Origin of the sequence: Paenibacillus koleovorans NBRC 103111 (genome assembly GCF_004000845.1) — a bacterium.
Classification (GTDB): Bacteria; Bacillota; Bacilli; order Paenibacillales; family NBRC-103111; genus Paenibacillus_AA; species Paenibacillus_AA koleovorans.
On sequence record NZ_BIMA01000025.1, the window covers coordinates 31,451 to 46,083 of the forward strand.

Genomic DNA, 14,633 nt, shown 5'->3' on the forward strand with positions numbered 1-14,633 from the left:
GCATGAAATACGAAATTGTTCAATCCGACATTACCGTCGTAGGCGGAGGGTTGGCCGGCGTATGCGCCGCCCTGGCGGCTGCGCGACTGGGGCAAACCGTCTCTCTGGTGCAAAACCGCCCGGTTCTAGGGGGGAATTCCAGCAGCGAGGTCCGCGTGTGGGTGTGCGGAGCGACCTCGCACGGGATCCAGCGATATGCCCGTGAATCCGGAATTATGGGCGAGCTGTTCGTGGAAAATCAGTTCCGCAACCCGGACGGCAACCCTTATTATTGGGATTCCGTGGTGCTGGAGACCGTCAGGGCGGAGTCGAACATTCGGCTGTTCCTGAATACCGACGTCCACGAGGTAGAGGCGAACGGGGAGCCGGACCGGCGGACGATTCACAGCGTAACCGGCTGGATGATGGGCTCGGAGCGCAAAATCCGGTTCGAAAGCGAAGTGTACCTCGACTGCAGCGGGGACGGATTGATCGGGTTTCTGGCCGGCGCCGCTTATCGGATCGGACGGGAAGCGCACAAGGAGTTCCATGAGGATTGGGCCCCGGAGGTTTCGGATACGATTACGCTCGGCAGTACGATATTGTTCTATACCCAGGATGTCGGTCATCCGGTAAAGTATGTGCCTCCGAGCTATGCCAAGGACATCACGACGACTTCGATCTCCGAGAAACGGATTATTCGCACCGGTCAACATGGCTGCTTTTATTGGTGGATCGAATGGGGCGGCGAGCTGGATACGGTTCACGACAACGAGCGGATTCGGGATGAGCTATGGGCGGTCATTTATGGGATTTGGGACTATATCAAAAACTCCGGAACCTTCGAAGCCGATCATTTAACTTTGGAATGGGTCGGAGCCGTTCCCGGGAAACGCGAGTACCGCCGATTTGTCGGGGACTATATTTTGAACCAGAACGATATCCTCGCCCAGGAGCCGTTCGACGACCGCATCGCCTTCGGGGGCTGGTCCATCGACCTGCATCCGCCTAAAGGCATGTATGCCTCCGAAGGGGCGTCCAAGCATGTCTACTCCGACGGGATCTATCACATTCCGTTCCGCTCGCTGTATTCCAAGAACGTGTCCAATCTATTGTTCGCGGGAAGAAATATTAGCGCCTCCCATATTGCCTTCGGCACCACTCGCGTAATGGCCACATGCGCGGTTATGGGCGAAGCCGCCGGCGTTGGAGCTGCATTGTGCGTGCAAAAGGGTGTATACCCACGGGAGCTTCATGCCAGCCATATGGCGGAAATGCAGCAAATTATGCTGCGTACGGATGCGTCGATTATCGGACTGCGGAATCGAGATCCGAAGGATCAGGCTCTGCAAGCTCAGGCGAGCGCTTCGAGTCACTTGCAGCAGGTGAGCTTGGAGCGTTCGACTGAAGTCCGCAGGCTGGATCAAGCGTTTGGCTTGCTATTGCCGGTCGACCCGAACCTTCAGGGGCTGGAGCTGCTGATGGATGTCCAAGCACCGACCGTCCTGCATGCGGAATTATGGACCACAGGGCGAAAGGAAAATTATGTCCCCTTCGCGCTCATCGACCGTTATGAAATTGCCGTCCAGCCCGGCGAGCGGCAGTGGGTGAAGGCGGATGCTCGCTGGTTCCCGGAGGAGCCGCAAAATGCGTTTCTCATTTTGCAGCCAAACGAGAACCTTCGCCTCCATTTATCCGATCAGTCGTTAACGGGCGTCTTGCTGTTCGTCCGTATGGAGGATCACAACCCCGATCGCAAGCAGCCCTTGCTGGAATGGAGCATGCGGGATCTGATCCCGAGCGAGGATCGCAAGAACCGGAACTGGAGGACGGGCTGCATCACCCTCTGCATGAGGATGTCGGCAGCCTCCCAAGCTTATGAGCCGCTCAAGGTGATCGACGGATTCAACCGGCCCTACGGGGGACCGCATCTGTGGATTTCCAACCCGATCGGCGAGCGGGAGGAATGGATCGAGCTCCAGTGGGAGCAGCCGATCGCCGCCGCAGAAATTCACCTTACATTCAACGACGATCTCAATGAAGATTTGATCAACCTCCATCATCACAAAACGAAGTTCGATAGTATGCCGGAGCTGGTGAAGGATTATAGGATCGAGACGCTCGACGACTGCGGGGAGTGGGTCTGCGTGCATCGCGAGACGGAGAACCGCAAGCGAAAAAGGGTGCACCGGTTGAACCGGGCGGTTGCGACTAGCCGGCTGCGGCTCGTGGTCGAGTCGACCAATGGAAGCCCGTACGCGGAGGTTGTGGAGATCCGGGTATATTCGGATTGAGCAAGGGCCACGAGAACAATGGCGGTCGGAACCCCTCTGCCTGTCTCCGGCAAAAGGTAACAAGTGTATCGCTTGTGCATAATTGACTGAAAATGGAAACAGAATAGGGGGGAGGTGAAAACAATGAACAAGCGGAATCCAGCGGGCTGGGAAAGAGCTCTCATAGAGCAAATGTCGAAACAAGCTGACTTTACGATTCGAACGGTATCCATTCTTGGCCAACCAAGAACGATGTACTATTTAAAATCGATGGTCAGTTTATCCCAGACGCTCGATATGCTGGATTCCTTGCTATCAGAATCGACGCCTCTTGACCCTTCCATGGATAATCTAGTAGTCGATTGGGTGTTGAGGGGGAATGTCTTGGTCGGCAATTCCGACTCGGATGCCCCTCTGGGCCTACGTCCAGTGAAATTACAACATAACCGTCCCATTATGACGTCCCAGATCGAGCAACCGTTGCAAGTGTCGTTTGACTCGTTCACCGAGGAATTGTACACGAATATCGGTTTGCTGCGAAAAAAATTAATCCGTCCCGACTTGGCTGTCGAAACATTTACGACCGGGACAAGCACCCGAAGAGATTTGGCGCTGGTTTATATCCAGGGAGAAGCCAAAGAAAGCATCGTCTCGTTTGTGAAGCAGAAGCTTCACGATAACCTTCCTAGGGATATCCATAACGTTTCGGATTTATTGAAAATGTTGGACCAGCCTCGGTTCTCTCTCGTTCCGACGTATTTGTCGACCGAACTGCCGGAGGAAACATCGCAAAATTTGCTTGAGGGCAAAGTAATCCTGTTGATCGATCAATTCCCTTTTGCCCTGGCGTTCCCCGCCATCATCAAGGATTTGTGGTCGCTCAAGTCCGACTTGAACTATCCGCCCTTGTTCCGCATGTTCTCTCGATTCATCCGCATCGCCGGTCTTTTATTCGCCGTTGTGACGCCTGGGATGTATATCATTATGAACTCGGTGAACCCGGAGCTGCTGCGGATTCAGTTGGCCATCTCCGTTGCCAAGAGCCGGGAAGGAGTTCCCTACCCCGCTATCATTGAAGTGTTCCTGATGATGCTGATGCTGGAGATGGTCATTGAGGCGACAATCCGCCTCCCGAAAAGCATCGGCCCAACGATTACGATGATCGGAGGCATCATTCTGGGTCAGGCGATCGTTCAAGCCCATTTGGTCAGCAACCTGCTCATCATCGTTTTGGCTACGTCCACGATCGCCAATTTTACAATGGCGGGGTTTCTAAACACCATTGGCATCCGGATTTTCAAATATGCCACCATACTATGCAGTACGATGTTCGGTATTTTCGGTCTGGAGGCGTCCATTATCTGGCTTTGTGTATACTTGGCCGGGCTGAACGCTTCCTCGGTTCCCTATTTAAGCTTTTCTTTGAAAGGACGTTCTTCACATGAATAGCCGAATGGTTTCCATCCTGCTACTGCAAGTTCATCTCGCGGCCGCCATGTCTTTCTATTCAGTCCGAATCATAGAAGCTACGAAGGCCGGCCACTGGGAACCCATCGTCGCCGGTTTCTTGCTGGAGATCATTTGCGTCGCCGTTTACTTGAAAGGGTTGTCGCGTTCCCGGAGCAAGCATGTCATTGAACTCATCAAGGGATGGCTGGGCAATTGGGGGGCGAGACTCCTATTAGCGCCGTTCGCCATTTTTACAGTTTGCCGCCTCATTCTGCTGGTTCGCCACCAAACGAACGATATTAGTACGATACTGCTTCCACAGACCCCTCCTGGGGTGATCTCGATGTTCTATATCGCCCTAACTTTCTATGCCGCATCCAAGGGAATTGCCTTGATTGCTCGGGTGAGTGTGCTAATTTTTTTCCTTTTCATTCCTTTCGTTCCCTTTTCACTGCTGATCAGCATGCGAAACTTCCAGTTTACTAACATCTTCCCTCTGTGGGACGCCACCTTCTCCTTCGTGACCCAGCCGTCGTTCTACGCGGGGATGTACGCTCACACCGGCTTCCTCTTCCTGGGCTTACTTTCTGTCGGTCAGGGGACCCCTCTGCGAAAAATAGCACCCGTTCTGACATTACTCGCTCTCGTATACTTATTGATTGTCTATGTTCCCCTACTCATTTTCGGCCAAGAGACAGTCGAAATTTTGGTGCATCCTACCCTTCTTGCGTCGGACACGATTGACTTGGAATGGGTGGTGTTCGACTGGCTTCCCACTTTCTTCATCGTTTCCTCCAGCGCGCTTAGCGTCCTTGAAGCGGCCGTGCTGATCTGGATGTTCACCCACTTGTTCCGCAAGCTGTTCGTTCCCGTTCCGGAAAAGTGGCTGTTGCCCATCCTGGCTTTAGTAGTCTATGTCTTCAGCATCAATATTCCGAATATGGCAACTTTGAACCGTTACGATTCAGCCCTTTCTGTGCTCGCCCTCTACAGCATCGTCATCATTCCGGCCGCAACCGTCCTATCGAGCTTCTGGCAGAGGAGGAGAACGGCTTGAAACCCCGAATGGTTCGTTGTATTGTGCTCCTGCTCGCCATGACTGTAGTGGCCGGATGCTGGGACGTCAGGGACATCAACAAACGATATTTGCCCGTCGTAATGGGAGTGAACAGAACGGAAGCCGGTCTGTACAAAGTGATTCTGCAAGTTCCTAACTTTGCAGGAGGAACGCTCTTCCTGGATGCGGAATCCCAATCGATCAGCAAAGCGGTCGACATCATTCGCACGAAGGCGGAGAAAAGCGTGGATTTGTCTCATCTTCGGCTGTTTCTGCTTAGCAAAAAAATAGCCCATGAAGGATTCAAGGAGTTCATCGACTACGCCATACGCGTCAACAACATTTCCATTAAAGGCATGGTCGCGATCGTCGACGGCGATTTTGAAAAAACGCTGCATCATAAAATCCAGCCGACCCCAGAAGTATCTTCGTACGACTATTTCAGCGAGGAAGGCGGCTGGACGCCCAATGTGTCGATTAACCGGTTGTGGGAAGCGTTCCGCGGGGTTTATTCCCATACGGAGGATTTCTCTATCCCGCTGCTCGAAGCGGGTACCACTACATTGTTCGTTTTCAAAGGGTCGGCCATCATTCGCCGCGACCGGATGGTCGGAGCGCTGTCGCCGAATGAAACGTTGGTAAACAACATTTTCCAGGAAAAGTATACGGGCGGCACCATCGAAATTGCCAAGGACGTCAGCGTGCTGATCAAAAAGGCTAAGGTGAACAAAGACGCGGACTGGACGGACACGGGTCCGATACTGACGAGCAAGATCAAGCTCGATGTCGTCATAATGGAGAATAAGAAGGAGAAGCCGAACGAGGAGGTCGCGAACGACATCAAGAGTTTGCTTGAAGAGCGGACCAAGCAAATATCCGAGAAGCTTCGTTCGCTACAAGCGGACATTTTGGGCAACGGCCAAAGCTTCCGTCCCTTCATGTCCAGTCAGCAAATGCGCGATTGGAAGGATATCTGGTATCCGCAGATGAAGCATGAAGTTCAGGTCACGGTCAATGTGCTGAACAATATCGATTACAAGGAAAAGGTCAAGACGAACGCACTCCTCTCCCATTGATTCGAAGACTTCCATCTTGTATGCCTCCCCACGCGTCAAGCTGAATTCAACGACCAAGGACCGTCCGGGAAGCTTCCGTACGGTTTTTCTTATTGAACTTTTTGTATAGGGAAGGAACCTCGGTGGAAAATGTCGAATTGGTTAGCAGGTAGTTCTTTAGTCGCGTTTTTATAAGGGGGATTGGATGATGAGGACGGAATGGCTGTCAAGACCAAACGTACTACTCTTGCTGCTGTTTGCGATACTAGCGGTGCTGCTGCTGGGGGACATGAAAGCACACGCAGCCTCAACAGGGGCAACTAACTTGGCGCTTAATCCTAGCGGGACCGGGTATCCATCGGCTTCAGCGTCGTATACTTGTTGCATCCCTCACGATAACCCTTGGAGTGCCATTAATGGGATTTATTCATACACGGATAGTCCGCGCGATCGTTGGACGAATTACGGAGGCAACTATCAAGATTGGCTGGCTATTAATTTCGGTGCACCCAAAACGTTTAACCAAGTTAAACTTTACATTTACAATGATGGCGGCGGCGTTCTGCCTCCGGCGAGTTATCAAGTCCAATATTGGAGTGGGAGTAATTGGGCGGAGGTGGCCAATCCGATCAAGACTCCGGTAACTCCTGTAGCCTTGTTAAATACGATTAACTTCGACTCGGTCACATCCAGCCAGATCAGAGTACTATTCACTAACGGAGCGGGCTATAGTGGAGTTGTAGAATTTGAGGTTTTTCACATTATTAATGAATCTATCGTTGAAGCTAAGATTGACGCCTTACCGGCTCCTACCGCCATAAGCCTGTCCGATAGATCCGCCATCGAGGCGGCGCGTGCAGCTTATAATGCTTTGAATTCGGATCAGCAAAGTCTGGTCCCCAATCTATCCAAACTAACGGAAGCTGAAGCTGCTCTAGCTGCCCTCCAAGCTTCGCTCGTAAACATCTCCGTGCTGTCCGCGTTTGGCAATGTGTACGGGAGCGAGATCAAGGTGAAGCTTTCTACAGTTGTAAATGCTACATATGGGCTGCAAGGAAGCTCCTTCACTGTGAGTGGCAGCGCTGGAGTGCACACGGTGGTGGCTGCAACCCCGGATTACGAAGACATGAGCGGGACTATGATCAAGCTGCATCTCTCGAACTCGAACCCTTTACAGACGAGTGAAACCAACGTGCAAGTAACCCTGCTGGACGGGGCGGTTAGAACGATGGACAACCACCTCAGCAGAGGCGTTACGTCTTTCCCGGTCTTTACGTTCAGCCAGCTCGATCGGACACACGACTCCTGGATCAACTTGCAGGACCTCGTGCCGATCATAGCCAATCCAGCCCTTCAAATGCAATACGATATAAACAACGACGGGGTCTTTGACCGTACGGATGTGAAGAGCCTTCTGGAACAAATTGATCGCCGACATACACCACCTTTGTAATTCAAAAGGGGCGCGCTCTGCAGCTTGCAGACGCAGCCCCTTTATTTTTTTAGGATGATACACAATTTCAACTCTCCCCGTTGTCCGAGCCCCGCCTGGCGTTTTGGATGTTAGGGGGACAAACTGGCAAGCTTATGTAGTTGAAATCGCGTTGGTTATTCAATTAAAACTCAACAATTCCAACATTCGTTCACAATGACGGGGCTTTTGACCGCACGGATGTGAAGAGCCTTTCTGGAACAAATTGACCTTAACCCGGCCGTAACCCGAGCCGGGTTAATCTCTTTTACGGAACCTGATCTTTTTCCCAGAACAGTGCAAAAAAGTTGAACGATCGCAGGTTCCGTTCATATACGGGCGGAGGCGGGGGGAGCTACGATGGGGCTATAGAAAGGAGGAGGGATTATGAAAGCGGATACATAAAGCCACCGCTAACGGTTGCCTTTTTCACAAAAAAGCTGGAGGGGATAATGTTGAACATGAGGGGTTGGGGAAAGGCGAACCGGCTGGCGCTTGGTTTGGTTATCGTAATGATTGCAGGGTTGCTAAATGTAGGGCCCTTGCAGAGTACGCCCACGGCGGAAGCGGCGTCGGCGCCGGGTTGGCCTGCAGCGATCTTATCCGGGTACAACATGCCGTTCGGGCCGGCGGATTCACTAGTAACGACGCAGAACCCGCCTGATTTCAGGTGGCCAGCTGTCCCTGGAGCGAACCGCTATGACCTGCAGGTGAGCCGTAGCGAGACGGTAGCAAGCGTCGTTTACGGGAAGGATGATTTTAGCGTAAACTACTACAATTTCCCGCATCAGTTCGACAAGGGGACCTGGTATTGGCGAGTCCGATACCATACACAGGCAGGCGGCTGGTCGGAATGGAGCGACATCCGCAGGTTCCGCATCGAGGAGGACAATGTTCCTTTTGCCGTGCCTTCGGTCGATACGCTGATGAGCCAAATCGGCAACCAGCATCCGCGCATATGGGTGAAATCCGATACGCTGGAGGACTTCCGCAGCTTGGCTCTAACGTCGGGAAAGCCCTATTATGATCCGAAGTATGCGTGGGCCATGGCGAACTATAGGGCAAACCCGCCGACACCGCCGACTTCGGCTGACCGCGCCGCCTTTGACAAAATCGTCAATGAAATGATGGACATGGCCTTCGTCTATCTCATTACGGGAAACACGGATGTTCGGGATAGCGCGATAAAGCGTCTGGTGAATATCGCCGGTTGGGATACGAACGGGGTATCGAGCTACAAGAGCAACGATCAGATTCACCGCTACATTACGTATAAGTCGGCAATGGCGTACGACTGGCTTTATGATGTTTTGCAGCCGGCTGATCGAGATAAGGTTGAGAATATGATTCAGATTCGAACCCAGACGATGGTGGACGATCTAGTAAACAACCATTCGCTTGCGAAAAATCCGTACGATTCTCACGGGTGGACGGCCTTCGGCTATGTCGGAATCGTCGCAATCGCGATGCTTCACGATGTGGCTGCCGCCGAGGACTGGTTCCGCAATGTCGTTCCCGCCTACATCAATTTTATGCCTCCATGGGGAGGAGAGGATGGGGGCTGGTCGCAAGGAACGGGGTACTGGCAATGGTCGACCTTGTTCGGCAAGGAGTTCATGGATGTACTTCTAACGGCGACGGGCCTCAATTTGTACGACAAAGCGTTTGCCCGGAACGAGGGCCTGTATCCGCTCTACGCGTGGCCGAAGGGAAGCCCGAAGGGCGTGTTCGGGGACGGGAGCGAAGACTCTCCGGGCGGGCCGGCCGCAACGGTGTATACCCGTCTTGCGCAAATGTACGGCGATCCGCGGCTCCAATGGGCGGCCCAAGCGGTCGGATCGGGCATGTACCCGGATTTGAGCAATTATTTCTACGGGGACGGCAATCTGGAGGCGAGACCGCCGGTCGATATGCCGGATTCGAGATGGTTCCAGGACATCGGGGTCGTGGCGATGCATTCCGAATTGTACGATCCAGATGCGGTGTCGCTCTACTTCCGATCCAGCCCGTACGGCAGCTACAATCATATGCACGCCGACCAGAACAGCTTCATCATCAACGCGTTCGGCGAGCCGCTTGCGGTTGAGGGCGGGTTTTTCGACGACTACGGGACGGACCACCACTACTATTACCAGAAGCAGACGTTCGCGTCCAATGCGATTACGTACGACGGGAAAACCGGTCAGCCGATCAACGACATCAACGCCGACGGCAAAGTAACCGGGTTCGTCACGCATCCCGACTTCGACGCGGTGAGCGGCGACGCCTCCGTCGCTTACGCCACTGGGCTGTCTCAAGCGGGTCGAAGCATCATCTACGTGAGGCCGAATACATTCGTTGTCATCGACCGGCTTCAGTCGAAAAGCCCGGAAGGCAGCGAGTTCGAATGGCGGCTGCACGCCGACGATGAGCTTGCGATCGATCCCGACAACGAGGGGGCGACGATTCTGAAGGGCGAAGCCGGCCTGAAGGTCCGCTTCCATGCTCCGCAAAATTTGCGAACGGAGTACGAGGATCGGTTTCTCGGCATAGGCGACGTGGAGCTTCCGCCCGGCAAGGCGTTTACCGGCGAGCAGCAGAAGCATGCCGCGTTCATCACGCCGAAGACGGAGAAGGCGACGATCGTGTCGACGCTGGAAGCGTATAAGCGGGATTCGGCGCCGCAAAATGTCGTTTCGGAAGACCACGGAACGTATATGAAGCTGACGTTCACGGACGGGACAGACGTCTATGTCCGCATGACGACGGATGGCGGGGAAATCGACGCGAGCGCAGGTGGGGGCGGCATCCGCTTCAACGGAACCGCCGTAGCGGTGAAAGGCGATTCCGTCCTTCTCGTCGACGGGACGAAGGTTGTCCGGAACGGCGTCACATTGATCGAGAGCGATCAACCGGCAACGGTTGCGTATGGACGCGATCGGTTGTCCGTGTCTGGGCCGTCCGATTCGCAGGTGAAGCTGCATGCGCCGGGAGTCACCCGTCTGCGTGACGGAGAAAGCGGGACGGACATTACGCGCGGCGGATCGGTAGCGGACGGCATGGGGTTGCGGGGCGTGCAATGGGATGCGGCAGGCAACACGCTGACCGTTCATGTCGAGAAGGGACAGCGGGATTTCAAGCTGAACGATGTCGCGATGCCGCAGCCGCTCGCCGATGTGGCACTGCAGACCGTCATCGACGGGGTATCAAGTACGACAACGCTGCATGCCTACAGCGACACGCAAGGAGTGGCAGTCGCTTGGGGGAACTTGACCAATGCGGCCGGGTTGTACGAGGTGGAGGAGGCTCCGGCGGGTTTGTTCTTTGAGCGGCATGGGAAGCGGAAGAGCGTGTATCTGGAAGCAAACGCGGCTGTTATTTTGCAAGGAGCGACCGGGCAGCTGAAGATGAAGAAGGTTGGAACGGGTGTGCCGTCCGCCACCGAGCAGTGGGTGAGCCCGGATGCGACGAGGTCCAGCTTGTATTTCAATTGGCAGGAAGCGGAATCCTTCGTTGCCTTCGGCGGGAAAAGCTTCAACAAATATTCGTCCCGGCCTTTCTTATCCGGCGGCATAGGGGTGACGGCGTGGGATCAGCCAGGTCAATGGGCGAAGTGGACGATCAATGTGCCCAAAAACGGCAAATACGATCTGGCTCTGAAGTATGCGTCGGGCGAACCGCTTGGCACGCAGTTGGGCAGGCTGGCGATGGTCGGCAATCAGGCGTACTATTTTGCGGTGTCGCCAACTACCGATGCGAATGGGAATCCGAACTGGGGGAGCACCCCCGAGATTTGGAAAGGCGTGCGGGTGAAGACGGGGCAGCAGCTTGTGGCCGGTCCTGTCGATATTACGCTGTGGCACGCCGGCGGGGCGATGAATCTGGACTGGGTCGGCTTAATTGAAGAGCAGCCCGACGAGGTGCGGCCGATAGCGCCCGCCAATCTGCAGCTCGTTTCGCAGACGGACTCGATCGCAACCGTAAGCTGGAGCCCATCGACCGACAACGTCGGGGTAAAGGAATATGTGGTGTACGCAAACGGCGTGCAGAAGATGATCGTCCCGAGCGGCACGCACACGGCGACGATTACGGGCTTGACGGCCGGGAAGCTGTACTCGGTCATCGTGGTGGCCGTGGATACGAGCGATAACCGTTCCCTGGACAGCAGCGCGCTAGCTTTTGCGGCGACGGATACGATTGCGCCGGTATGGGGTTCGCCGGCTGCGCTTCGGGCGGAGCATCTGTTCGCGAAGACGGCCAGGCTGACATGGAGCCCGGCGACGGATAATTCGGGCACCGTGGCGACCTATTCGGTTTATCGGAAGGACGGGGCCGGGGGCCAGGCATCCTTCGTGCCAGCCGGGACGGTTGCCGGACATGTGACCGCCTTGGATGTAAGCGGCTTGCAGCCGGGGGAAACCTATAAGTTCCAAGTGCAGGCGGCGGACGGGCAAGGCAATCAGACGGCCGACGGACCGAGCGTAACCGTCACACTGCCGAGCGCGGAGAGCACCGGCGAGTACTATGAATCGTTCGACAGCATGGCGACGGGCGCTTTGACCGACAGCAGCTGGAAGGTCGATTTGAAAGCCGGGTCGACTTCAACGGTGACGGTCGAAGCGTCTCCCGACTTCATCGGCAAAGTGCTGCAGGTGAAGGACTCTACATCCGCGAACGCCGATGATTTCACGGTAGATCCGATCGTGACGAAGTCGAACACGACGCTCAGCGGGAAGGTCACATTCGAGACGCGGTTCATGTTCAAGAAGCTGAGCGAGACGAGCTCCGACATCGGCAATTTCGAGCTGAATCTGGGCAGCTTCGGGACGGACATCGTCCGGTTCACCGGATTTTCGGACGGATCATACGGGTATTGGAATTGGAACAACGAAACCGGCGGCTTCACCGCGTTTAAGGTGCCGAAGCAGAGCGGCCTGGCGCTGCCGCGCGATCAGTGGATTACGCTGCGGCTCGATCTCGATACAAAGGCGAAGAAGTATGATTTGACGCTTCAGTCGGATGCGCTCAAGGACTTCACCGGATGGGTGGACACGGGGGTGCTGAATCGGTCGACAGGCGTCTTCAAGGCGAAGGGGATTTCGTTCTACAACACCCCGACCTTGGAAGGGATCAATTCGTTCCGCTTCAGCACGAACCGGTTCGTGAGCAAGTACTTGATCGATTACGCCACGATGTACGATTCCAGCATCGATACGACTCCGCCGTCGTGGGACGGTGCGGCTGCGATCCGGCCGGTACAGCTGTTCCCGAACGTCGCCAGGCTGGAGTGGGACCCGGCATCGGACGACTCCGGCAAAGTGGCCTCGTATTCGATCTATCGGCAAGAGGTCGGGCAGACGGGCTTCGTGAGCGGGGGAACGGTTACCGGAAGCGTGTACGGGATAGACGTAACCGGTCTGACGCCAGGGAACACCTACACGTTCCAGGTGCGGGCCGCCGATGGCAAAGGCAACGTATCGGCAGACGGTCCAAGCACGACTCTGACCATGCCTGCCGCAATCGGCAGCGGCGAATACTACGAGTCGTTCGATGAACGGACGCTTGGAGCCTTGACGACCGGCGGCAACTGGACGGTGACCTTGCGGCCGAACTCGACGTCCACGGTCACGATCGAGCCGTCTCCGGATTCTGGTGGGAATGTGCTTCAGGTGAAGGATTCGACCTATGCGAACAATGACGACTATACGGAAGATCCGATTGTGGCTAGATCGAACACGGCGCTCAGCGGGAAGTTTACGTTCGAAACGCGACTCATGTTCAAAAAGCTTAGCGAGTTGAGCCCTGATGTCGGCAATTTCGAGCTTTATTTGCGGAGCGCGGGTACAAACGTCATTCGGTTCACCGGCTTCTCCGACGGTTCGTTCGGTTATTTCAACAATGCGACGTCCATTAAAATACCGAAGACACTGCCGCGCGACCAGTGGGTGACGCTCCGCTTCGATGTGGACACGGCGGCGAAGACGTACGACCTGACGGTGCAGATGGATGCGCTGAAAGGTTATCCCGGCCAGCCTGCTTCCGGGGCGGTGAATGCGACGACCGGCACATTCACGGACAGAGGAATTAATTTTTTGAACAATGCGACGGCATCGTCGATCGATTCGTTCCTGTTCAGCACGAACCGGTTTGCCAGCCGGTACTTGTTCGATTACGCGGCAATGTACAGACCGGCAGACCTGGTGGCGCCGGTTACGAACGCGAGCCTGTCGCCCGCTCACCCTGACGGGCCGAACGGCACCTACACGGGACCGGTTACGGTCGCGCTCATCGGCAGCGACGGCGCATCGGGTGTAGCCAAGACCGAAACTAGCCTGGACAATGGCGCAACCTGGCAGACGTATGCGGGGCCGGTTACGTTCGACAAGCAAGGCGCGTACAGCTTGTCGTACCGGTCCGTAGACAATGCAGGCAACGTAGAGACGAGCAAGCAGATCGGTTTTGCACTTGCCGCATCCGCCGTCCAGGTGCAGTTGAAGGACAGCAATGGAAATCCGCTTAGCGGCGGCGCGGTTTCGTACTTTGACGGCGCCTGGAAAGAGTTCGGCGTTACCGATGCTTACGGAACGGTCAGCCGGTCGCTTCCGAACATGTCTTATGCGTTTGCCGTTACCTATGAAGGGACGCGCGTGCAGAAGTCGCAGCACACGGGCAACGACGCCACGGTCGTGTTCCAGACGGTGAACGTCAAGGTGCAGCTGAAGGATAGCGCCGGCAATCCGCTAAGCGGCGGCAGCGCGAGCTATTATGCGGACGGCTGGCGGACGTTCGGCACGACGGTAGACGGCAGCGGCGAGGCGAGCAAGGAGCTGCTGTCCGGCTCGTATACGTTCGCGATGGCTTATGAGGGCACGAGGAAGCAATTTGCCCAAGACACGGGAGCGAACGCCACAGTTGTGTTCCGGACGACGAACGTCAAGGTGCAACTGAAGGATAGCGCCGGCAATCCGCTAAGCGGCGGAAGTGTGAGCTATTACGCGGACGGTTGGCGGACGTTCGGCACAACGGCAGGCGGCAGCGGCGAGGCGAGTAAGGAGCTGCTGTCCGGCACGTATACGTTCAGTGCGGTATATAGAGCAACTCGGAAAGAAACCGTAGCCGACACCTCCTTAAGCCAGCCGATCGTATTTGAAATGTAAGTCTGTTATCGGATGAATGGTTGTCTTCTGAGTCCGCCACGGATTCAGGAGACACCTTTTTTTGTTAAAGCTACAGAACGTAACTTGAGCTCTTTTTCGGAATTTGGGACTTTTCCACACCGATCCCCGCCTGCTGGCTGGGGTACGGTTTACACCCTTCCGGCGGCTTGCTAAGATTGTATTACCCGATTATCGGCGGTCCTATTGAGATAA

The 14,633-nt window shown here is 55.2% G+C and carries 6 protein-coding genes; all 6 read left to right on the plus strand.

The features are described from left to right. Window positions 1–2: 2 nt before the first annotated feature. The 6 genes from PKO02S_RS10930 (at window position 3) to PKO02S_RS10955 (ending at window position 14,420) form a co-directional block, all read left to right on the plus strand. Window positions 3–2,273 (plus strand): FAD-dependent oxidoreductase, encoded by a 2,271-nt coding sequence (locus PKO02S_RS10930; protein ID WP_127582538.1) that lies wholly within the window; start codon window positions 3–5, stop codon window positions 2,271–2,273. A gap of 123 nt (window positions 2,274–2,396) precedes the next feature. Further along, entirely contained in the window at window positions 2,397–3,701 is a 1,305-nt protein-coding gene (locus PKO02S_RS10935) for a spore germination protein (RefSeq protein ID WP_127582541.1), read from the plus strand. Next, entirely contained in the window at window positions 3,694–4,758 is a 1,065-nt protein-coding gene (locus tag PKO02S_RS10940) for a GerAB/ArcD/ProY family transporter (RefSeq protein WP_127582544.1), read from the plus strand. The genes PKO02S_RS10935 and PKO02S_RS10940 overlap by 8 nt, the downstream gene beginning before the upstream one ends. After that, the gene (locus tag PKO02S_RS10945) at window positions 4,755–5,834 is read left to right on the plus strand and encodes a Ger(x)C family spore germination protein (RefSeq protein ID WP_127582547.1); all 1,080 of its coding nucleotides are present in this window, start codon (window positions 4,755–4,757) and stop codon (window positions 5,832–5,834) included. The genes PKO02S_RS10940 and PKO02S_RS10945 overlap by 4 nt, the downstream gene beginning before the upstream one ends. A gap of 187 nt (window positions 5,835–6,021) precedes the next feature. Beyond that, a complete protein-coding gene (locus PKO02S_RS10950; RefSeq protein ID WP_164821393.1) occupies window positions 6,022–7,266 on the plus strand; it encodes a discoidin domain-containing protein in 1,245 nt (414 codons plus the stop codon). 470 nt (window positions 7,267–7,736) lie between these two features. Next, window positions 7,737–14,420 carry a fibronectin type III domain-containing protein gene (locus PKO02S_RS10955; protein ID WP_127582554.1) on the plus strand — a complete coding sequence of 2,228 codons (6,684 nt, stop codon included), beginning with the start codon at window positions 7,737–7,739 and terminating at the stop codon, window positions 14,418–14,420. Window positions 14,421–14,633: the final 213 nt, after the last annotated feature.